Here is a 20,851-nt window from a genome sequence, read left to right on the forward strand (position 1 = left end):
CGCCATGCCGAGCTACAAGGCCCCGCTGCGCGACATGCGCTTCCTGCTGAACGAGTTCACCGATCCCGCGCGGCTGCGGTCGCTGCCCGGCTGCGAGGAGCTCGGCCCCGACCTCGTCGACCCGATCCTCGACGAGGCCGCAACCCTCTGCGAGGAGGTGCTGTTCCCGATCAACCGCAGCGGCGACGAGGAAGGCTGCACGATCGAGAACGGCGTGGTCCGCACGCCGCAAGGCTTCCGCGAAGCCTGGGCGCAGTTCCGCGACGGCGGCTGGCCCTCGCTCGCCTGCGATCCCGATTACGGCGGCCAGGGCCTGCCGAAATCCATCGCCCTGCTGTTCGAGGAGATGATCTGCTCCGCCAACCTTTCCTTCGGCATGTATCCCGGCCTGTCGCACGGCGCCTATGCCGCGTTGCTGAAGCATGGCGCGCAAGTGCTGCGCGACACCTACCTGCCGAAGCTGGTCAGCGGCGAATGGATGGGCACCATGTGCCTGACCGAGCCGCAATGCGGCACCGATCTCGGCCTGATCGGCACCCGTGCCATCCCCGCCGATGACGGCAGCCACCGCATCACCGGCAGCAAGATTTTCATCAGTGCCGGCGAGCACGACCTGTCAGAGAACATTCTCCACCTGGTCCTCGCCAAGCTGCCCGATGCGCCGCCCGGCACGCGCGGCATCTCGCTTTTCCTGGTGCCAAAATTCCTGCCGACGCCGGACGGCAAGCCCGGTGCCCGCAACGGCGTGCTCTGCACCGCGATCGAGCACAAGATGGGCATCAAGGCCTCCGCCACCTGCGCGCTATCCTTCGAGGAAGCCAAGGGCTGGCTGGTCGGGCGGCCGCACAAGGGCCTCTCCGCCATGTTCACCATGATGAACGAGGCGCGGCTCTCGGTCGGCGTTCAGGGACTCGGCCTCGCCGAGGTCAGCTACCAGAATGCCCTCGCCTATGCGCGGGACCGGGTGCAAGGCCGTGCACTGAACGGCGCCGCAGCGCCGGACCAGCCCGCCGACCCGATTATCCACCACCCGGATGTGCGGCGCATGCTGCTCTCCATGCGGGCCGAGATCGAGGGCTGCCGCGCGCTCGCGATGTGGGTCGCGCAGGAGCAGGACGTCGCGACACGCCACGCCGATCCCGCCACCCGTGACGCGGCCGAGGATTTCGTCGCGCTGATGACGCCGATCATCAAGGCCTACTTCACCGACATGGGCTGGGACGCAACCGCGACCGGCATGCAGGTGTTCGGCGGCCATGGCTACATCCGCGAGCACGGCATGGAGCAGTATGTCCGCGACGCCCGCATCGCGCAGCTCTACGAAGGCACCAACGGCATCCAGGCGCTCGACCTCGTCGGCCGCAAGATGGGCGCCCATGCAGGGCGCTACCTGCGCCGCTTCTTCCATCCGGTCCTCGCCTATGTCGAGGCCAAGAGCGAGGATGAGCGGCTCGGCGAGTTCGTCCTGCCGCTCTCCAAGGCCTTCGGCCGCCTGCAGCAGGCGACCGCGGAGCTCGCGCGGCGTGGCCTCTCCGACCCCTATGAGGCGGGCGCTGGCGCGACCGATTACCTGAAGCTCTTCGGCCTCACAGCGCTTGCCTTCGTCTGGACGCGCATGGCGGAGATCGCGCTGGCCAAGGAAGGCGAGGATCCGACCGGCTTCTACCGCGCCAAACTCGCGACCGCGCGCTTCTTCATGGCGCGCATCCTGCCGCGCAGCGGGGCCCATCTGGCCGCGGTGATGGCCGGCGGCGCGACCTTGCGTGAGATAGAGTTTTAATGGCCTCAATCGCCGGCGCGCGCATCCGCGCGCTTGGCTTGCGCGCTGTCAGGGCGCATTGGCGGCAGCGGTCGGTCGCGCGCGGGGCCGCATGCGCGGCCCCAGAGCATCGGCTTCGCCTCGCTCCGCAGAAGCCAGTGGCGGCCTGCGGCCGCGGGGCTGGGAGCGGGTTTATTCCTGTTCCTGCGTGCCCCGATGGGCGAGGATCGCGGCGGCGAGGTCTTCGCCGGCCCAGCCGACGGATTTGAAGGCGGTGATCTCGTCCGGGCGGGTGCGGCCGGGATGCGCGCCGCGGCAGAGCTCGGCGAGGTCGGCCGCGACATGCGCTTCGGTGATGGCGCCTTCGGCGATCGCCTGGACGATATCACCGGCTTCGGCGAAGGCGCCGGCGCGGGTATCGACGACGAGGGTCGCACGCGCGATCGCCGTGGCATCCGCCTCCCGCATCGTCGGGCGATAGGCGCCGACCAGGTCGAGATGCACGCCCGGCGACAGCTCCGCCCCCTTGACCAGCGCCTCCGTCGCCAAACTCGCACAAGCGATGATGTCGGCACGCCCTGGGTCCGGCCGCGCCACGGCGCGTGCCGGGTGGCCGTGTTCCATCAGCTTGCGCGCCAGCGCCGCCGCGCTTTCGGCGCGACGGCTCCAGATCGCGATGTCGGTGATCGGCATCAGGGCGCGATAGGCCTCGGCCAGTGCATGGGCGACCTTGCCGCTGCCCATCAGCAGCAGGCGCGCCGAATCCGGGCGGGCGAGATGCCGGGCGGCCAGCAGGCTGGCCGCGGCGGTGCGGCGATCGGTCAGCATGCCGCCATCCATCAGCGCCAGCGGCGCGCCGGTCTCACCATCGGAGAGCAGATAGGCGGCATGGACCGCCGGCAGGCCGCGGGCGGCATTGGCGGGCGCCACATGCACGATCTTCACCCCGGTATAACGCCCCGCCTGCCAGGCCGGCATGAGCAGCAGCGATGCCTCGCTGCCGTCGGCCTGCGGCACCGCGTGGCGGTGGCGGAGCGGCGCCGCACAGCCTTCCCGGAACATCGCCGCCAGGGCCTCGACCAGCGCCGGCCAGGGCAGGCGAGCGGCGATCGCCGCCGCGTCCAACATTGGTATCACCATGCAATCTCCGGGAGGTGGCGCCCGCCTCTTACCACTCCGCGCCCTGCGGCGAGCCACCCCGGGGCGCCGCTGGCCCGGCGCTTGCTGGCTGATCTTGTCAACGGCGGCAGATCGGGGATCAGGGCTGGACCAATCGCCCGCCTGCCCGGGGCTGGCGCCGACATTGCCTCTTTGTTAGGCGTCCTGACTGGAAGGGAGGCTAGTTTCCCTATCATGCACGTTGATCCTAGCGCGACCCTGGCGCAGCATCGCGTTGCCGGAATGGCTGGTTTGCACGTCTTCGATATCGAGACGAAAACAAAAAAGATGGAGAAGTCTATGGTGAGTTTCCGGAAATCCCGGGGTAGCGTCATTCGGGCGGCCGTGCTGTCCGCCCTGGTGATCGGCAGCACCTTTGCCGCCGCGCCGGCCTCGGCGCAGCCGCAGGCGACCGCCACCCTCGACGCCATTCGCGCGCGCGGCAGCCTGGTCTGCGGCGTGAACACCGGGCTTGCCGGCTTCGCCCAGCCCGACAGCCAGGGCGTCTGGCGGGGCTTCGACGTGGATTACTGCCGCGCCGTCGCCGTCGCCCTGTTCAACGACCCGAACCGGGTGCGTTACGTCCCGACCACCGCGCAGAACCGCTTCACCGCCCTGCAATCGGGCGAAGTCGACATGCTGGCGCGCAACACGACCTGGACCCTGTCGCGCGACACCTCGCTCGGCCTCGATTTCGCGGCCACCAGTTTCTATGACGGCCAGGGCTTCATGGTGAAGCGCAGCGCCAATGTCGAACATGCGCCGCAGCTGGACGGCGCCACCATCTGCGTGCAGCCCGGGACCACGACGGAGCAGAACCTGGCCGACTGGGCACGCGCCAACAACATCCGCTTCACCCCGGTCGTGATCGAGCGCATCGAGGACAATATCTCCGCCTATCTTGCCGGCCGCTGCGACGCCTATACGACGGACGTCTCCGGCCTCGCTGCCACCCGCGCGGCACAGGCGAGCCCGAATGACCACGTGATCCTGCCGGAAGTGATCAGCAAGGAACCGCTCGGGCCGGCGGTCCGCCATGGTGACCAGCGCTTCACGGATCTGGTGCGTTGGATCCATTTCGGCCTGGTCACCGCCGAGGAGCTCGGCATCACCAGCGGGAATGCCGCGCAGGCGGCCGCCAATGACCAGCGCCCGGACGCGCGGCGGCTGCTCGGCCGCACCGGCGAACTCGGTGCCATGCTGAGCGTGGACAACGCCTTCATGCTCAACGTCATCCGCGCCGTCGGCAATTATGGTGAGATCTTCAACCGCAACCTGACGCCGATCGGGCTGCAGCGCGGGCCGAACGCGCTCTGGACGACGCCGGGCGGACTGCAGTACGCGCCGCCCTTCCGGTGATCCGGATGGCGCGGCGCCCATCCAGGACGCCGCGCCCCGCCTTGTCCGCTCCGGCGGGCCAAGTGACAGCAGAGGCTTAACAAGAAATGTCCGACGCAACTGCCGATCCGCGATACCGGCGCACACCGCCGAAACGCCCCATCCGCTTCTCCTGGTCCGATGAGCGCGTGCGCGCCATCGTCTGGCAGTTGCTTGTGGTCGGGATCATCGTCGCCGTCGTCTGGTGGCTGGTGCGCAACACCCAGCACAATCTCGAGGTGCGGCGCATCGCTACCGGCTTCGGCTTCCTGAACCGGGAAGCCGGGCTGCCGATCGCCGAGCACATCATCGACTACAGCCCGACCAATACCTATCTCCGGGCGCTGATTGTGGGCGTGCTGAACACGCTCAAGGTGGCGGTCATCGGCATCGTGCTCGCCACCATCCTCGGCACGCTGATCGGCATCGCCCGGCTGTCGAAGAACTGGTTGGTGTCGAAGATCGCCGGCGTCTATGTCGAGGTGATTCGCGACCTGCCGCTGCTGCTGCAACTGCTGTTCTGGTACACGGTGCTGCAGGGCCTGCCCAATCCGCGCAATGCCATGAACCCGGTCGCCGGCGTCTTTCTCTCGAACCGCGGCCTGCTGCTGCCCTGGGTCGAATGGCAGGCCGCGCATACGGGGGCGCTGCTGGCGATGATCGTCGGCGTCGTGCTGACCTGGATGTATTCCGATGTGATGCGCGCCCGACGGATGCAGGACGGCCAGCCCCGCCGTGTCTGGCCGATCGCCGTGTTGCTGATCCTCGGCCTGCCCGTCGCGGTCTGGGCTTTGATGGGTGCGCCCTTCACGCCGGACGTGCCGGCGCTGCGCGGCTTCAACTTCCGCGGCGGCTTCGTCGTCAGCCCGGAATACTTCGCGCTGCTGGTCGGGCTTGTCACCTACACCTCGGGCTTCATCGCGGAGATCGTGCGCGCCGGCATCCTGTCGGTGGGCCACGGCCAATGGGAAGCGGCGCAGGCACTGGGGCTGAAGCCGGGCACGGTGCTGAAGCAGATCGTGCTGCCGCAGGCGCTGCGCGTGATCGTGCCGCCGATGACCAGCCAGTATCTGAACCTCACCAAGAACAGCTCGCTCGCGGTCGCGATCGGCTATCAGGACATCGTATCGATCGCCAACACGACCCTGAACCAGACCGGCCAGGCGATCGAGGGCATCGCGATCATCATGGCGGTCTATCTGTCGATCAGCCTGTCGATCAGCCTGTTCATGAATTGGTACAACGCGAAAATCGCCTTGGTGGAGCGCTGAGCCATGGCATCCGACACCACCACCACCCAACTCGCCGTCGCAACCGCCGTGCCGGAAGCGGCGCCGCGCACGCCCCCGATCTCCGTGATCGGTCCCATCGCCTGGATGCGCGCCAACCTATTCTCCGGCTGGATCTCGACCGCCGTCACCCTGGCACTCGCCTACCTTATCGCGCGCTGGGTGATCGGCTTCGTCGACTGGGCTTTCATCAACGCCATCTGGTCGGTTCCCAACAACCAGACCCAGGCGTGCCGTGACCTGCGCGGCACCGGCGCCTGCTGGGCCGTGGTGACCGAGAAGCACCGTTTCATCCTCTTCGGCACCTACCCCTACGAGCAGCATTGGCGGCCGGCACTGGTCTGCGTGCTCTTCGTCGGCCTCTACATCGTCTCCGCCATGCGCCGCTTCTGGCGCAAGGAGCTGGCGCTGGTCTGGATCCTGGCGCTCACCGCCATCGGCATCCTGATGTGGGGCGGCATCCTTGGCATGCCCTATGTCCCGCAGGAGCGTTGGGGCGGGCTGCCGATCACGCTGATCCTCTCGACCTTCGGCCTCGCCTTCGCTTTCCCGCTGGCCATCCTGGTGGCGCTCGGGCGGCGTTCGAAGATGCCGGCGATCAAGGCGATCTGCGTGCTCTATGTCGAGCTCATCCGCGGCGTGCCGCTGATCTCGCTGCTGTTCATGGCGAGCGTGATGTTCCCGCTCTTCCTTCCCGAAGGGATGAACATCGACAAGCTGCTGCGCGCGCAGATCGCGATCATCCTCTTCGCCGGCGCCTACCTCGCCGAAGTGGTGCGCGGCGGGTTGCAGGCGCTGGACAAGGGCCAGTACGAGGCGGCCGATGCGCTCGGCCTCTCCTACTGGCACAAGACCAGCTTCATCATCCTGCCGCAGGCGTTGCGCCTGGTGATCCCGCCGCTGGTGAACACCTTCATCGGCTTCTTCAAGGACACCTCGCTGGTGCTCATCATCGGAATCTTCGACCTGCTGACCGCGGGCAAGACCGCAATCGTGGAGCCTGCCTGGCAAGGGTTCGGCGTCGAGGTCTACATCACCATCGGCCTGATCTACTTCTGCTTCTGCTTCGCCATGTCGAAATACAGCCAGGGCCTGGAGGCGGAGCTGAACCGCCACCGCCGTCGCTAGATCATGATCCGTTCGCATCCGCTCACGGCGCATGACCTAGCCACTTTGTTTGATCGCGTGATTCAGACTTTTCGGCCGGATCGGCCTCAAGTCATCGCGCTCTAACCGGACCCGGGGGAACAACACCCATGAGTGCTGCCATCGAAACCGTCGCCTCCGCCGCCCGCACGGATGCACCGCCCGCCATCACGCTCGACCGCGTCAACAAGTGGTTCGGCGCGCTGCACGTCCTGCGTGACATCTCCATGGAGGTCGCCCTCGGGGAACGCGTGGTGGTCTGCGGGCCCTCGGGCTCCGGCAAGTCCACCATGATCCGCTGCATCAACCGGCTGGAAACCCATCAGGACGGCCGCATCCTGGTGGACGGCAAAGAGCTGACGGACGATGTCCGCTCCCTCGACGCCATCCGCCGCGAGGTCGGGATGGTGTTCCAGTCCTTCAACCTCTTCCCGCACCTGACGGTGCTGGAGAACTGCACCCTGGCGCCGATCTGGGTGCGGCGGATGCCGAAGAAGGACGCCGAGGCGCTGGCGATGGAATACCTCACCAAGGTGAAGATTCCGGAACAGGCGAAGAAGTATCCAGGCCAGCTCTCGGGCGGCCAGCAGCAGCGCGTGGCGATCGCCCGCGCGCTCTGCATGAAGCCCAAGATCATGCTGTTCGACGAACCGACCTCCGCGCTCGATCCCGAGATGATCAAGGAGGTGCTGGACACCATGGTGGCGCTCGCCGACACCGGCATGACCATGATCTGCGTCACGCATGAGATGGGCTTCGCCCGCCAGGTCGCTGATCGCGTTGTGTTCATGGACCGCGGCGAGATCGTGGAGAGCGGCCCGCCGGATACGATGTTCAACAGCCCGCAGACCGACCGGCTGAAGCTGTTCCTCAGCCAGATCCTGAGAGGACACTGATCATACTTCAATCGCCAGCGCCGGCATTCGCCGGCTTGGCTTGCGCGCTGTCGGGTGTGCTCTGGCGGCGGCGGCTGGTCGTGCGCGGGGCCGCATTCGCGGCCCCGGAGCATTGGCTTCGCCTCGCTCCGCAGATGCGGGTGGCGACCTGCGGCCGCGCGGTTCTGTCATCAGGCACCGACGCGAGGGTTTTCTGACCGGATGCCCGACCCGCCGGCTGCCTGTTTTCTGGGTGCCCTTGATCTGGCGCCCCACCCGCGCGTAAGCCTTGCGCGTTCCGCAGCCGGAGCGTGACCCGCTTGACCACTACCCCGCCCGCCGGCAATGGCGATCGTCAGCCCCTGACACCGGCGCTCCTCCTCGGCGTCCTCGGTGTCGTCTATGGCGACATCGGCACCAGCCCCCTCTACGCCATGCGCGCGTCGCTGCTGCACTTCGCCTCCGACGGGGTGGAGCCGTGGGAGACGCTCGGCATCCTCTCCCTGATCATCTGGTCGCTGATCCTGACGGTGACGGTGAAATACATCGCCATCGTGATGCGCGCGGACAACAAGGGCGAAGGCGGCATCCTGGCCCTGATGACGCTGGCCCAACGCCAGATACGCGGCGAGCGGGCGCGCGGCATCGTGGTGATGGTCGGTATCGCCGGGGCCTGCCTGTTCTTCGCCGACGGCATCATCACGCCGGCGATCTCCGTCCTTTCGGCCATCGAAGGCCTGAAGGTCATCTCGCCCGCTTTCGAAGAAGCGGTGGTGCCGCTCTCGGTCGCGATCCTGGCGGGGCTCTTCGTCGTGCAGTTCCGCGGCACGGCGCGCATCGGCGCGGTCTTCGGCCCGATCTGCGCGCTGTGGTTCGCCACCATCGGCCTGCTCGGCCTGATCGAGACCGTGCAGAACCCGCAGGTGCTGGCCGCCCTCTCCCCGCACTACGCCATCCACTTCGCCGCCGAATATCATCTGGCGGCCTTCGTCGCGATGGGCTCGGTCGTGCTGGCGGTGACGGGTGGGGAGGCGCTCTACGCCGATATGGGCCATTTTGGCCGCCGGCCGATCCGCCTCGCCTGGAATTTCTTCGTGCTGCCCTCGCTGGCGCTCAGCTACATGGGTCAGGGCGCGCTGCTGCTGCAGAACCCGGACGCGCTGGAGAACCCCTTCTACCTGCTGGCGCCCGACTGGCTGCGCCTGCCACTGGTCTTCCTGGCAGCCGCCGCGACGGTGATCGCCAGCCAGTCGATGATCTCCGGCGCCTACACCATCGCCCGCCAATGCGTGCAGCTCGGCTTCCTGCCTCGGCTTTCCGTCAAGCACACCAGCGAGACCGAGGAAGGCCAGATCTATATGCCTCAGGTCAATGCCATGCTGCTGATCGGCGTATTGATCCTGACCGTATCCTTCAAGAATTCGGACGCGCTGGCGGCCGCCTATGGCCTGGCGGTCACCGGCACCTTCGTCTGCACCTCGATCCTGGCGATCCTGGTGTTCCGCCGCCAGTTCCACTGGTCGCTGCCCCTGGTGACGGCGATCTTCGTGCCGTTGCTGCTGCTCGACATGATCTTCTTCATCGCCAACGTGCTGAAGATCCCGCATGGCGGCTACGTGCCGCTGATCCTCGGCAGCGTCCTCTTCGTGCTGATGACCACCTGGCAGCGCGGCCGCCAGTTGCTCTTCGCACGCTTCCGCCAGGACAGCCTGCCGCTGAAATCCTTCATCGCGCGGCTGCCGCAATCGCGCACCATTCGCATCCCGGGCATCGCGGTCTTCATGACCGGGCAGGCCGACTACGTGCCGGGCGCGCTGCTGCACAACCTCAAGCACAACAAGGTGCTGCATGAGCGCGTGCTGTTCGTCACCGTGCTGAACGAGGACGAGCCGCAGGTCGCCCCCGACCGGCGGCGGGAAGTGAGCGAGCTCGCCCCCGGCATCCATCGCATCCTGATCCGCTACGGCTTCCAGGAAAGCCCGAACATCCCGCGGGAGCTGCAATCGCTCGGCGAATTCGGCGTCGCCTTCGAGCCGATGCAGGCCAGCTACTTCCTGGGCCGGGAGCAGCTCGTCGCGGCAGTGGTGCCGAAGATGTCGCGCTGGCGGCAGTACATCTATGGCGCGATGAGCCGCAACGCCGTGCCCGCGACGGAGTTCTTCCGTATCCCTTCGGACCGCGTGGTGGAGCTCGGTGTGCGGGTGGCCATCTGATCCCGTTCCGGTGACATCACCGGGACGGGTAGGGATGCCCGCGGGACGATGGGCCAGAGTATGACGCCCAGCGCAGCGGGCACCACGCGAGGATGACGGCGATGGCGCTTGTGACGGTCACATTGGCGATGGCCCCGGGGCCAGGCTTTCCCGCCGGAAGCCCGGAGCATCGCTATGTCCTGCGCCTGGCACTCGATCCCGAGGGGCGGCTCGACGCCGCCGCCTGGGTCGCCGACCCGGCACCCTGGCCGGCGCAGCGCGTCAGCCCCGGCGCGCCGCTGCGCGCCGGTGACGTCCAGCACGATCCCGATGTCGGCTGGTCGCTGCGCTTCTTCGGCGCTGCCGAGGATGGCGCCGATGCCCCCTCCGTGCTGATGCTGCCACAGGATGGCGCTGTGCGGCCCGGCAGCTACGTCACGCTGGTCGAGCCCAACGACACCCCGCGCGACTATCGGGTGGTCGGGGTGGAGGTATAGTTTCAGCCCTCAGACGCCGGGCGGCCGCATGCGCGGCCTTGGCTCTCGCGCTGTCAGGGCGCGCTGGCGGCGGCTGGTGGTCGGGCGCGGGGCCGCATTCGCGGCCGCGGGGCATTATTGCGCTCGCCCCGCGAAGACGGGTGACGGCCTGCGGCGGCGGGACTATCGACCGGCCGATCGGAATTGGCCTGCTGGGGCCGCGGCAGCAGCACGTAGAGCGTTGCCGGGTCGCGCTGCCGCCCGGCCATCTCCGGGGCCTCGGCGTCCCAGCCATGGAAGAAGTCCGCACGCGCCGGCCCACGGATGGCGCCGCCCACATCCTGCGCGGCCATCAGGCGGCGCCAGGCGCCATCGGCGGCGGTCGCGACATAGACCGGCGCGCCGAGCGGGATGAAGTCGGGATCGACGGCGATCGAGCGCCGCGGCGTCAGCGGGACGCCGAGCGCGCCCGGCGGGCCCTGGTCCGGCGGCAGGTCGGGCATCGGGCGGAAGAACACGTAGCTCGCATTCTCCCGCATCAGGGCCGCTGCCGCGTCCGCACCCTGCTCGCGCATCCAGGCGCGGATCGCCTGCATCGACATGCGCTCGCGCGGGATCTCCCCGCGGTCGATCAGCAGGCGGCCGATCGGGGTATAGGGGTGGCCGTTCTGCGCCGCATAGCCGAGGCGCAGCACCCGGCCATCCTCCAGGACCACCCGACCAGACCCCTGGATCTGCAGAAAGAAGGCGTCGGCCGGATCGGCCAGCCAGGCGAGCTCAAGGCCCCGCCCAAACAGCGTCCCGGCCTCGATCGCGGCGCGCGGCGGCGCCGTGGTCAGGCGGCCGTCGCGCAGGATGCCGGAGACGCGGCGCGGCGGCAGGCCGGGGATCATCTCCGCGGTGTTGAACTCGATCAGCTCCGGCGGGCGGGCGTGGAGCGGGGTGCGGAAGCGCTCATCGGGCGCGAGGCGTCCTTCGACCTGCGGCTCGAAATAGCCGCTGAGCAGACCGGCGCCCATGACATGCGGGGTGAACTGCGCCTCGATCGCCGCACGCAGCACGGCCTCGCGCCGCGCCGGCGCCAGGCGCGGCAACCGCGCGGCGACGGTGCGGAGCGCGGCACAAGGGCCGGCCCAGGCCTCGGGCGGCAGAGCAGCGAGGCCGCGTGAAGTGCCGGAAGGCTGGCGCAGCGCCGCGCAGCTCGCGAGCAGGGCGGGCAGGGCCAGCGTCGGCGCATCGCCGCGCCAGCCCGGCAGGGCGGCATAGGCGACGGGCGGCGGGAAGGGTGGGCCGAAAGGCTCGGCAGCATGCACAGGCGCAGCCACCAAGGCGCAGACGAAGGCCGCAATTCGCAATCCGGTGGTTGCTCCCGTCACCCTCGATCGCCCCCGCGTGACTGACCCCTATGGGTAGGTTGCCCAACGCTTCGCCTGCCGCGGCGGCTCGATCAAATCCGCCCTGCCGGTCTGCAACGACAGATTGGGATTCCAGTAGGGGTCGTTATCCAATTGGCCCGCCCAGCGGTGACGCATATAGGCGAGTTCCTGCCGGGCCCGCTCGGCCTTCTCGCCACCCAGATCGCCGCCGCGCGAGGCGGATTCGAGATGGTAGAGCTCGGCGAAGGGCGTCCAGACATTGCGATAGCCGCGTTCGGCGATGCGCAAGCAAAGATCGACATCGTTGTAAGCGACCGGCAGGTTCTCCTCATCGAAGCCGCCCACCTCCAGGAAGATGTCGCGGCGCAGCACCATGCAGGCCGCAGTCACGGCCGAGACGCTGCGCTGGAGCGCCAGCCAGCCGAAATGGCCGACGCCGAGGCGGGGGGCGCCTGGTTCGAAATGTCCTGCAATCCTTTCGGGCCCGAGGCCCAGCACAACACCGCCATGCTGTACCCGATCGTCGGCGTAGAGGAGCTTGCAGCCGACCGCGCCGACCCCGCGGCGCACCGCCTGGGCGACCATGATCCGCAGCCAGTCGCGGTCGATGACCTTGGTGTCATTGTTCAGCAGCAGCAGCACCTCGCCCCGCGCCTCCGCCACGGCCCGGTTGTTCAGCCGGCTATAATTGAAGGGGCCCGGCATGGGCAGGATGCGCAGGCGGGGATCAGCGCCGAGCTCCGCGAACAGCGCGTTGGTTTCAGGCTCGGTGCTGCCATTGTCCGCGACCAGGACCTCGATCGCTGGATAGTCGGTGCGATGCAGGACACCATCCAGGCAGTCGCGCAGCAGCGCCGCCCGGTCGCGCGTCGGCACGATCACCGACACCAGCGGCGGCGGATCCGGGAGCGGGTAGAGGACTCGATTGAAGTGGCTGAGCAGCGGGGCCGCGGTCACCTCGGCGTCGACACCCTGGCTGGCGAGATGCTCCGCGACTGCGCGGCGGGATGCAGCGATGCAGCGGGCCAGGAAGGATTCGGAGAAGGACGCGGGCCCGGCGTTCTGCCGCCAATGGTAGAGCACCCGGGGGATGTGGCGCAGCGCCGTCGGCGGGCAGGCCATCGTGGCACGCAGCGTCAGGTCATGATCCTGGCTGCCTTCGAAGCCTTCACGAAAGCCGCCGATCCGCTGCAGGAGGTCGCGGCGATAGGCACCGAGATGGCTGACCACATTCTGACCAAGCAACAGGTCGGGATCATAGTCGGGCTTGAAATAGGGCCCGAAGCGAAGCCCGCTTTCGTCGATCTTGTCCTCGTCGCTGTAGATCACCTGCGCGTCCGGATGGTCGGCGATCTCGGCCATCAACTCATAGAGGGCCTCGGGCGCCAGCAGGTCGTCATGGTCCATCAGCACGACCCAATCGCCGCGACTCATTGCAAGGGCGGTGTTGGAGGCCGCTGAGATATGGCCATTGCTCTCCCGCCTCATCCAGCGGATGCGGGCATCCGCTGCCGCGGCTTCGGCAAGCACCCGGCCTACGGTCCGGGAGGGCGAGGCATCGTCGGCCACGCAGAGCTCCCAGTGCGGGTAGATCTGAGCCTGGACCGAGGCGATCGCTTCCCGCAGGAAACGCTCTGGTGTTTCATAGGCCGGCATGACCACGGAGAAGACGGGCCGGACCGGGGAAGCCGCGATGTGCCGCCGAATGGCGGCGCGATCTGCCGCGGACAGGGTCGCATGGGCGGCAACCCAGCGGCGGTAGACATGGGCCTCCGCGCCGAGGCCCGGCTTTTTGAGCAATGGCAGGAGATGACGCAGTGGTCGGAGCAGGCGCCGGAGAAACGGCCGGGAGCTCGCAGCGGCCCGCACGTGTTCGACCACCGCCAGCAGCGAACGCTTAAGCCTCAGCAAACCAGTTCCCCGCTTTGCCTTCTCTCGCATAGATCGATGCGATAGCGGCAGCTTCGCGCGACAGAACAGTGTCCGACACCGCTGTCCAACAGGTGCCCCGCGTGAAGACGCCGCCAGTCGAAGCGGCGATCAGCCCGCGCCGGTCGCGACCAGCTTCCAGGTGGGATCGCCGGACCCGGTCTCGCGCTGGAAGGTCCAGACGTCGTTCAGCTCCACCACCGCCTCGGCGCCCGTGGCGATGGAGCCATCGCGGGCGAGTGTCAGGTTCACCTGGTCGGAGACGAAGCGCACGGTGACGGACGCGGTGCGGTCCTTGAGCTCGGCATTGTCGATCGCGATCTCGTGCAGGCCGCGAACCTCCGTGCGCTGGGTCTCGCCCGCCTGCTCCCGCGCCGCGATGGCACTCTCGAAGCCGGCATAGGTGTCGTCCGAGAGCAGGCTGCGCAGCGTCGCGCGGTCGCCGGCCGCAAAGGCGGTCACGATCATGCGGAACGCGCCTTCGGCGCCGGCGAGGAAGCCGGCCGGATCAAAGCCCGGCTCGGCGGCGCGGATGCGCGCCAGCGCCTGGCCGACATTGGTGTTCGGGTCCGGGATGCCCAGGCGGGTGCCGGTGGGCGGCGGCGGCAGGGAGGGATCGACCTCCGCCGAGCGGGCGCCACGGGGATCATAGGCCGGCGCCGGCTGCTCCGGCTGCTGCTGCCGCTCAAAGCCCTGGCGGCGGCCGAGCACGCTCCGCAGGCGCAGCACGAGGAACAGCGCCACCATTGCGAAGAGGATCAGTTCGATCGGGAAGCCGCCTTGCATATCGCGCTCCTGTCAGTCCTGTCACTTAAGCGCGACAGGCCTCCACTGCAACCGGATTGCGGCCGGGCGCCGGGGCAGCTACCCCCTGGAGCGAGAATACCAGGGACGACACGCCATGATCCTGCTCCGCCACGGCCAGAGCGAGTTCAACCTGCACTTTACCGCGACGCGCCGGGATCCCGGCATCAAGGACCCGAAACTGACCGATCTGGGCCATGCCCAGGCCGAGGCCGCGGCCGAGGCGCTCGCCCGTGAGGGCATCGAGCGCATCATCGCCAGCCCCTATACCCGGGCGCTGCAGACCGCCGCACCCGTCGCCAAGCGGCTCGGGCTGCCGGTGACGGTCACCCCGCTGGTCGGTGAACGCTACGCCTTCGTCTGCGACATCGGCAGCCCGGCGACCGAGTTGCGCTTCGCCTGGCCCGACCTCGACCTCACCCATATCGAGGAGGTGTGGTGGCCGCCGATCGAGGAGCCGGCGGAGCAGGTGATCGCCCGTGCCGCGCTGTTCCGGGACGAGATGGCAGCCCTCGGCAACGCCTGGCAGCGGGCGCTCGTGGTCTCCCATTGGGGCTTCATCCTGGCGCTCACCGGCACCAGCGTGCAGAACGGCCACTGGATCCGTTACGATCCCACCCAGCCGGCCCCGCCGGAGATCCGCTGGAAACATTGAGGTGCCCGCGGGCATCTTCACGCGTTCAGGTGATTCCACCTGAGCGCGATCTGCTCTAGGACGGCGCCACGCGAGATCAGAGGTTTCCGTCATGTCCGAGCAGCAGCCCACCGAGAACGGGATCAACGGGGCGCAGCCCATTCAGCCCGGCCCGCTGGTGCTGAACCTGCAATATACGAAGGACTTGTCCTTCGAGGTGCCGGGCGCGCCCGACATCTTCCTGAACCTGCAGGAGCAGCCGCGCCTCGACGTGCAGCTCGACGTCAATGCGCGCCGGCTGCAGGACAATCAGCCGGTCTATGAGGTGGCGCTGCAGGTCCGCACCGACGCGAAGCTCGCGGACGGCCGCACCGCCTTCATCGCGGAGCTGACCTATTGCGGCATCTTCACCGTCAGCATGGCCCAGGACATGCTGGAGCCGGTGCTGCTGGTCGAATGCCCGCGCCTGCTGTTCCCCTTCGCGCGCAACATCCTGGCCGAGGTCAGCCGCGATGGCGGCTTCCCCCCGGTGCTGCTGAACCCGATCGACTTCGTGGCGCTGTGGCAGAGCCGCCGCGCCCAGGGCGTGCCGCCCGTCGCCAACGCTTGACGCCTGGCCGGCCGGGGGCATGTCCGCCCCCATGGACCATGTGATGACCGCACCGCGCCCCCGCCTCGCCGTCGTGCTGCTGAACCTCGGCGGCCCCGATGCGCCGGAGGCGGTGCGGCCTTTCCTGGTGAACCTCTTCACCGATCCGGCGATCCTCAGGGTGCCGGGCTTCGTGCGGCCCTGGCTCGGGCGGCTGATCGCCTGGCGGCGGACGAAGGCGGCGCAGGCGAATTACGCGTTCATCGGCGGCCGCTCCCCGCTGCTGGAGCTGACGGAGGCGCAGGGCCGGGCGCTCGAGCGGGCGCTGGCGGGCGCGGATTTCGAGGCTCGCTGCTTCGTCGCCATGCGCTACTGGCACCCGATGAGCGACGCGGCGGCGCGGGCGGTGAAGGATTGGGCGCCGGACCAGGTGCTGCTGCTGCCACTCTATCCGCAATATTCCAGCACCACGACCGGCAGCAGCGTGGCGGAATGGAATGCCGCGGCGCGGCGCGCCGGGCTCGATGTCCCGACGCGAGAGCTCTGCTGCTACCATTCCGACCCGGATTTCGCACAAGCGACCGCGGCGGCGGTCCGGCGCGCCCATGACGAGGCGCGGGCGGCGCTGCCGGCCGATGTGCCGCTGCGCCTGCTGTTCTCCGCCCATGGCCTGCCGGAGAGCATCATCAAGGCGGGCGATCCCTACCAGTGGCAGGTCGAGCGCAGCGTCGCGGCGGTGGTGGAGCGGCTCGGCATCGACGGGTTGGACCATGCCATCTGCTACCAGTCGCGGGTGACGCCGCAGGTTTGGATCGGGCCCTCGACCGAAGCCGAGATCGCGCGAGCGGCCGTCGATAAGGTGGCGCTGCTGGTCTGCCCGATCGCCTTCGTCTCCGAGCATTCCGAGACCCTGGTCGAGCTCGACATCGAGTATCGCGAGGTGGCGCAGCATCTCGGCGTGCCCGGCTATTTCCGGGTGCCGGCCCAGAACAGCGATCCGGCCTTCATCGCCGCGCTGGCGCGGCTGGTGCGCGCGGCGGAGGCAGGCGACCGGACCCTCTGTTCCTTCGCAGGGGCGCGGCAATGCCCGAAGCGCCACGGCGATTGCCCGCATGGCCGGCAGGATGCCATGCCGCGCGCACGGCAGGCGGCATGATGCGCCCGGCCGCGGTGCTGTTCGACTGCGACGGCGTGCTGGCGGACAGCGAAGCGGTCGTGAACGCGATCGTCGCGGAAGACCTGACCGCGCGCGGCTGGCCGATGACGGCGGCGGAGGCGCAGGCCGCCTTCCTCGGCATGGCGCTGCCCGACATGATCCCCCGCATCGAGGCGCGGGTCGGCCCGCTGCCCTTCGGCTGGGGCGCCGGTTTGTCCCGCCTGATCGCGGCGGCGATGATGGAGCGGACCTTCGCGATTCCGGGCGCGATCGCAGCGGTGCAGGCGGTGGCGGCGGCCGGGGTGCCGGTCGCCTGCGCGTCGAATTCGGCACGGATGGAGCTGGCGGCGAAGCTCCGCGGCCTCGGCCTCGCGGAGGTCTTCGGACACCGCGTCTTCAGCTTCGAGGATGTGGCGCGAGCAAAGCCCTGGCCCGACATATACCGCGCCGCGGCGGCGAGCTGCAGTGCCGATCCGCATGATTGCGTGGTGGTGGAGGACAGCGTGCCGGGCGTGCGCGCCGGCCACGCCGCCGGCTGCCGGGTGCTGGGCTTCGCCCATGAGACGCCAGCGGCGCTGCTGGCGGCGCATGGGGCAGAGCCCTTCACGGCGATGGCGGATCTGCCCGGGCTGCTCGGCATCGGATGATGCCGGTCACGCCCGTTGCCGCGCCTTGATCGCGTCGGCTGTCTTCTCCGCGATCATCAGGGTCGGGACGTTCAGGTTCGCGCAGGGGATCGTCGGCATCACCGAGGCGTCGCAGACCATCAGGCCGTCCACCCCGATCACCCGGCCGCCGGAATCGCACACCGCCCCGGGGTCATCCTCTGCCCCCAGGCGGCAAGTGCCGCAGGGATGCCAGACGCCGCCGACATGGCGCTTCAGATGCGCGCGCAGCGCGTCCTCGTCCCGGCACAGCGCATCCAGCGCGGCGGTACCTTCCTGGGCCGCATCCAGCATCCGCGCGCGAAGCCCGGCATGCGCGTCCATGATCGGGCCGGCGATCGCCATGAGCAGTCCGTTCAGCGCGGTCGGCCGCAGCAGCCGCTTGACCCGCGCCGAGTAGGTCGAGGGAAAGGCCTGGACGACGAGGTCCGCAAGGCGAGGCGCGGTCAGCACCGCTGCGGCGAAGCGGAAGGAATCGGCCAGCCGGACGAGATCCCGTTCATCGGAGAGCAGGCGGAAATCCACCAACGGCGGGGCCGTGGGATCGGGCGAAGCCAGCTCGACGACGCCACGCGAATAGGATTTGTTCACCCAGGTGAAGAGCGTGCCGATGCGATGTCCGACGGCATGCCAGCCGGACCGCGTGTTGATCGCCATGTGCATGTCGCCGGGCGCTGCCCAGTCGTATGGCGACGTCCATCGCAGGATCGCCTGGATGTGGTAGCGATCCCCCGGCGGCAGCCTGCCCGCCGGCGCCAGGAAGGCCGACACGCCGATCGACGGGTGCTCCAGAAGGTTGCGTCCGACGCCGTCGCGCCGGGCCGCGACCTCGATGCCGAGATCGGCCAAGGCCTGCGCCGGACCGACGCCGCTCCGCAGCAGGAGCGCAGGCGAATGCAGCGCGCCGGCGCTGACGACGATCAGCGACGCGCCGACCTCGACCACCATCCCGTCGGGCCTCCGGACCCGCGCGCCGACCGCGCGCCCTCCCCGGATGATCACGCGTTCCGCCACGGCCTCCGTCCAGATGGCGAGATTCGCGCGGCGCCGGACGTCCGGCGTCAGATAGGCGGTGGCCACGCTGGCCCGTTTGCCCTCCTCGTCGAGGTTCACGGTGATCGGGAAGACGCCGTCTTCCCAGGCGCCGTTCTGATCGGCGCGGCTGGGATACCCCCGCCTGCCGAACTCCTCCTCCGCCGCGCGCGCGAAGGCGGTGTGTTCCGGGCGTGGGATGCGCCGCACCGGCAGCGGGCCATCGCGCCCGTGGAGTTGTGCGTCCTCCGCGAAATCCAGGTCGCGCTCCAGCTTGCGGAAATAGGGCAGCACATCGCTCCAGGACCAGCCGGCCGCGCCCTCGGCCGCCCATTCGTCATAGTCGAAGGGTGAGCCGCGATTGGCCCCTATGCCGTTGATCGACGATCCGCCGCCCAGGATGCGCGCCTGCTCATAGGGGCGGGCGACGCGGGCTTCCTCGTTGGACGCGTCGGTGCCCATGCGCACGGTGAGCGCGGGCCAGGTCCAGGCGCCGTTGAAATAGGCCCGCCCCGGATAGGGCGATGCGATGGCCGCAGGCACTGCCCCCGCCCGCAGATCCTGCCCCGCCTCCACGAGCAGGACCCGGGTGCCGGGATCCTCGCTCAGGCGTGCAGCCAGGACGCATCCCGCCGAGCCGCCGCCGAGGATGACGACATCGAACGGCTCGACCGCGCCTGCCATCTGCGCGCCCCTGCTCATGCCCGCCGCACATTCCAGAAGAAGGCAGCGGATCCCGGCAGGATCCCGCTGAGATTGCTGCGGTAGGCGGTGCTCACGAAGTACTGGCCGAGCGGCAGGATCGGCACGGCGTCGAGCGCGGCGCGATGGACCTCATCGAACAGACGCTGGGCTTCGGCGTCATCCGATGCCGACAGCCAGGCTTCGGTCAGCCGCTCGATCTCCGCGTTCTCGAACCAGCCGGTCCAACCTTCCGCGCCCTGCCCACGGATCGTGGTGTTCACCGCCGGGTTGGCGATCGAGGCGCTCGGCCAATTGGTGTGATAGAGGCTCCATCCGCCGCGCTCGACCGGCTCCCGCGACAGCCGGCGCTGCAGCAGGGTGCCCCAGTCCGTCTCCTGCAGGTCGACAGTCATGCCGAGCCGCTGCAGCAGGTCCGCGGTGATGCGGCCGAGCGGCGCGATCGAGGGATAGTCGCTCGGGTTGATGATGACGACCTTCTCGCCGGCATAGCCCGCCTCCCGGATTGCCGCCCGCGCCCTGCCGAGATCGCGCGGCGGACGCAGCGCTTCGGCACCAAGTTCCTTCACCCCCGGCATGCCGCAGGGGAACATGGCGAGGCACTGGCGATAGGCCCGCGCATCGCCCGCCGTGATCGCCTGCATGAAGTCGTCCTGCGTCACGGCCGAAAGCACGGCCTGGCGCAGCCGGAGATTGTTGAAGGGCGGGTGCAGGTGATTGAACCGGGCCATGGCGATGAAGCCCAGCGGATCCTGCACCTGGACGCGGATGTTGCGGCTTCTCGACAGGACCGGCAGGAGATCCGGCAGCGCCTGTTCCCACCAGTCGATCTCGCCGGCCTGCAGTGCCGCGGATGCGGTCGATGGATCGGGCATGATCACCCATTCCAGCCGGTCGAAATTCGCCCGCTTGGCGCCCGCGGTCCATTCCGGCGCCTCGGTGCGCGGAACATAGCCATCGAACCGCGCATAGGTGGCGCGGCTGCCGGACACGTATTCGTCGCGCAGGAACCGGAACGGGCCGGAGCCGACCATCTCCGTGACCTGGGTCGCGGGATCGGTGCGCGCCAGGCGTTCCGGCATCATGAAGGCCGGTGAGGAATGAGGCTTCGCGATCGCATCGAGCAGCCGCGGGAAGGGACGCTTCAGACGGATGCGGATGGTGCGGTCATCCGCCGCTTCCCAGGCATCCACCGCGGCGCCCAGGGTCTGGCCGAAGGTGTCGCGCCGGCTCCAGCGTGCGAGGCTCGGGACGCAATCCTGCGCGCGCACCGGTTCGCCATCGTGGAACCGCAGGCCGTCGCGCAGGCGGATCAGCCAGGTCCGGCCGTCCTCGGACGTCGTCGCGCCTTCAGCCATCTGCGGACGGGGACGGAGCTGGTTGTCGACGCCGTAGAGGGTGTCGAAGACGCAGTAGCCATGCGTGATGGTCACCGCGGCCGTCGTGAAGACCGGGTCGAGCAAGGTGAGATTGGCCTGCGGCACGAAGCGCAGCGTGCGCGCGCCGGCATTCTGGGCGACCGCCGGCAGCGGCAGCGATGCGGCGGCGGATGCCATCAGCAGCGAACGGCGCTTCATGGATGTCTCCTTTGCTTCGACCTTGATTGACCTCGGCCGATGGCATCGCGGAAGGGCGAGAGAGCGACGCGCATTCGGTCCACTATCCCAGGCCGGGGACGATGCGACCAGACGA

General features: G+C 68.9%; 17 protein-coding genes. 11 read left to right on the forward strand and 6 right to left on the reverse strand.

Going from position 1 to position 20,851, the window contains the following annotated elements; all coding sequences use genetic code 11:
• Positions 1–4 precede the first annotated feature (4 nt).
• Positions 5–1,780, forward strand: coding sequence for an acyl-CoA dehydrogenase C-terminal domain-containing protein (locus GXW71_RS11755; protein ID WP_211852694.1), 1,776 nt, complete (start codon positions 5–7; stop codon positions 1,778–1,780).
• Positions 1,781–1,951: 171 nt separating this feature from the next.
• On the opposite strand, the gene lhpI is transcribed toward GXW71_RS11755, so the two are convergent.
• On the reverse strand, positions 1,952–2,899 hold the full coding sequence (gene lhpI / locus GXW71_RS11760) for a bifunctional Delta(1)-pyrroline-2-carboxylate/Delta(1)-piperideine-2-carboxylate reductase (protein WP_211852695.1): 948 nt from the start codon (positions 2,897–2,899) through the stop codon (positions 1,952–1,954).
• A gap of 318 nt (positions 2,900–3,217) precedes the next feature.
• Between lhpI and GXW71_RS11765 the strand changes: the two genes are divergently transcribed.
• The 6 genes from GXW71_RS11765 (at position 3,218) to GXW71_RS11790 (ending at position 10,293) form a co-directional block, all read left to right on the forward strand.
• Positions 3,218–4,276: an amino acid ABC transporter substrate-binding protein gene (locus GXW71_RS11765; protein WP_211852696.1), complete on the forward strand. Its 1,059-nt coding sequence runs from the start codon at positions 3,218–3,220 to the stop codon at positions 4,274–4,276.
• Between the two features lie 86 nt (positions 4,277–4,362).
• Entirely contained in the window at positions 4,363–5,565 is a 1,203-nt protein-coding gene (locus tag GXW71_RS11770) for an amino acid ABC transporter permease (protein ID WP_211852697.1), read from the forward strand.
• 3 nt (positions 5,566–5,568) lie between these two features.
• Entirely contained in the window at positions 5,569–6,711 is a 1,143-nt protein-coding gene (locus tag GXW71_RS11775) for an amino acid ABC transporter permease (RefSeq protein WP_211852698.1), read from the forward strand.
• Between the two features lie 128 nt (positions 6,712–6,839).
• Positions 6,840–7,625 (forward strand): amino acid ABC transporter ATP-binding protein, encoded by a 786-nt coding sequence (locus GXW71_RS11780; protein WP_211852699.1) that lies wholly within the window; start codon positions 6,840–6,842, stop codon positions 7,623–7,625.
• A 290-nt stretch (positions 7,626–7,915) separates the two neighbouring features.
• Positions 7,916–9,817, forward strand: coding sequence for a potassium transporter Kup (locus tag GXW71_RS11785; protein WP_408901994.1), 1,902 nt, complete (start codon positions 7,916–7,918; stop codon positions 9,815–9,817).
• A gap of 101 nt (positions 9,818–9,918) precedes the next feature.
• Entirely contained in the window at positions 9,919–10,293 is a 375-nt protein-coding gene (locus GXW71_RS11790) for a hypothetical protein (RefSeq protein ID WP_211852700.1), read from the forward strand.
• Between the two features lie 53 nt (positions 10,294–10,346).
• Here the strand turns inward: GXW71_RS11790 and mltA are convergent, their stop codons facing one another.
• From mltA to GXW71_RS11805, 3 genes are all read right to left on the reverse strand, one after another.
• On the reverse strand, positions 10,347–11,585 hold the full coding sequence (gene mltA, locus GXW71_RS11795; protein ID WP_211852701.1) for a murein transglycosylase A: 1,239 nt from the start codon (positions 11,583–11,585) through the stop codon (positions 10,347–10,349).
• Between the two features lie 90 nt (positions 11,586–11,675).
• Positions 11,676–13,448: a glycosyltransferase family 2 protein gene (locus GXW71_RS11800; protein WP_211852702.1), complete on the reverse strand. Its 1,773-nt coding sequence runs from the start codon at positions 13,446–13,448 to the stop codon at positions 11,676–11,678.
• A gap of 240 nt (positions 13,449–13,688) precedes the next feature.
• Positions 13,689–14,363 (reverse strand): Tim44/TimA family putative adaptor protein, encoded by a 675-nt coding sequence (locus GXW71_RS11805; RefSeq protein ID WP_211852703.1) that lies wholly within the window; start codon positions 14,361–14,363, stop codon positions 13,689–13,691.
• Positions 14,364–14,478: 115 nt separating this feature from the next.
• Here GXW71_RS11805 and GXW71_RS11810 point away from each other — a divergent pair, with 115 nt between their 5' ends.
• From GXW71_RS11810 to GXW71_RS11825, 4 genes are all read left to right on the forward strand, one after another.
• Positions 14,479–15,036 carry a histidine phosphatase family protein gene (locus GXW71_RS11810; protein WP_211852704.1) on the forward strand — a complete coding sequence of 186 codons (558 nt, stop codon included), beginning with the start codon at positions 14,479–14,481 and terminating at the stop codon, positions 15,034–15,036.
• Positions 15,037–15,127: 91 nt separating this feature from the next.
• A complete protein-coding gene (gene secB, locus GXW71_RS11815) occupies positions 15,128–15,625 on the forward strand; it encodes a protein-export chaperone SecB (protein ID WP_211852705.1) in 498 nt (165 codons plus the stop codon).
• Positions 15,626–15,668: 43 nt separating this feature from the next.
• Positions 15,669–16,760 (forward strand): ferrochelatase, encoded by a 1,092-nt coding sequence (gene hemH / locus GXW71_RS11820; RefSeq protein WP_211852706.1) that lies wholly within the window; start codon positions 15,669–15,671, stop codon positions 16,758–16,760.
• Positions 16,757–17,407: an HAD family hydrolase gene (locus GXW71_RS11825; protein WP_211852707.1), complete on the forward strand. Its 651-nt coding sequence runs from the start codon at positions 16,757–16,759 to the stop codon at positions 17,405–17,407. The genes hemH and GXW71_RS11825 overlap by 4 nt, the downstream gene beginning before the upstream one ends.
• Positions 17,408–17,413: 6 nt before the next feature.
• On the opposite strand, the gene GXW71_RS11830 is transcribed toward GXW71_RS11825, so the two are convergent.
• A complete protein-coding gene (locus GXW71_RS11830) occupies positions 17,414–19,159 on the reverse strand; it encodes a GMC family oxidoreductase (RefSeq protein ID WP_211852708.1) in 1,746 nt (581 codons plus the stop codon).
• Complete coding sequence (locus GXW71_RS11835; RefSeq protein ID WP_211852709.1) at positions 19,156–20,736, reverse strand: ABC transporter substrate-binding protein; 1,581 nt, start codon at positions 20,734–20,736, stop codon at positions 19,156–19,158. Before GXW71_RS11835 ends, GXW71_RS11830 begins: the two co-directional genes overlap by 4 nt.
• Positions 20,737–20,851 lie beyond the last annotated feature (115 nt).

This window comes from Plastoroseomonas hellenica (genome assembly GCF_018129085.1).
Lineage (GTDB): Bacteria > Pseudomonadota > Alphaproteobacteria > Acetobacterales > Acetobacteraceae > Plastoroseomonas > Plastoroseomonas hellenica.

Excerpts from the sequence above, each read along its gene's own strand:
- GXW71_RS11755 (WP_211852694.1), top strand. The coding sequence starts at position 5 with ATGCCGAGCTACAAGGCCCCGCTGCGCGACATGCGCTTCCTGCTGAAC.
- lhpI (WP_211852695.1), bottom strand. The coding sequence starts at position 2,899 with ATGGTGATACCAATGTTGGACGCGGCGGCGATCGCCGCTCGCCTGCCC.
- GXW71_RS11765 (WP_211852696.1), top strand. The coding sequence starts at position 3,218 with ATGGTGAGTTTCCGGAAATCCCGGGGTAGCGTCATTCGGGCGGCCGTG.
- GXW71_RS11770 (WP_211852697.1), top strand. The coding sequence starts at position 4,363 with ATGTCCGACGCAACTGCCGATCCGCGATACCGGCGCACACCGCCGAAA.
- GXW71_RS11775 (WP_211852698.1), top strand. The coding sequence starts at position 5,569 with ATGGCATCCGACACCACCACCACCCAACTCGCCGTCGCAACCGCCGTG.
- GXW71_RS11780 (WP_211852699.1), top strand. The coding sequence starts at position 6,840 with ATGAGTGCTGCCATCGAAACCGTCGCCTCCGCCGCCCGCACGGATGCA.
- GXW71_RS11790 (WP_211852700.1), top strand. The coding sequence starts at position 9,919 with ATGGCGCTTGTGACGGTCACATTGGCGATGGCCCCGGGGCCAGGCTTT.
- GXW71_RS11805 (WP_211852703.1), bottom strand. The coding sequence starts at position 14,363 with ATGCAAGGCGGCTTCCCGATCGAACTGATCCTCTTCGCAATGGTGGCG.
- GXW71_RS11810 (WP_211852704.1), top strand. The coding sequence starts at position 14,479 with ATGATCCTGCTCCGCCACGGCCAGAGCGAGTTCAACCTGCACTTTACC.
- secB (WP_211852705.1), top strand. The coding sequence starts at position 15,128 with ATGTCCGAGCAGCAGCCCACCGAGAACGGGATCAACGGGGCGCAGCCC.
- hemH (WP_211852706.1), top strand. The coding sequence starts at position 15,669 with ATGACCGCACCGCGCCCCCGCCTCGCCGTCGTGCTGCTGAACCTCGGC.
- GXW71_RS11825 (WP_211852707.1), top strand. The coding sequence starts at position 16,757 with ATGATGCGCCCGGCCGCGGTGCTGTTCGACTGCGACGGCGTGCTGGCG.
- GXW71_RS11830 (WP_211852708.1), bottom strand. The coding sequence starts at position 19,159 with ATGAGCAGGGGCGCGCAGATGGCAGGCGCGGTCGAGCCGTTCGATGTC.
- GXW71_RS11835 (WP_211852709.1), bottom strand. The coding sequence starts at position 20,736 with ATGAAGCGCCGTTCGCTGCTGATGGCATCCGCCGCCGCATCGCTGCCG.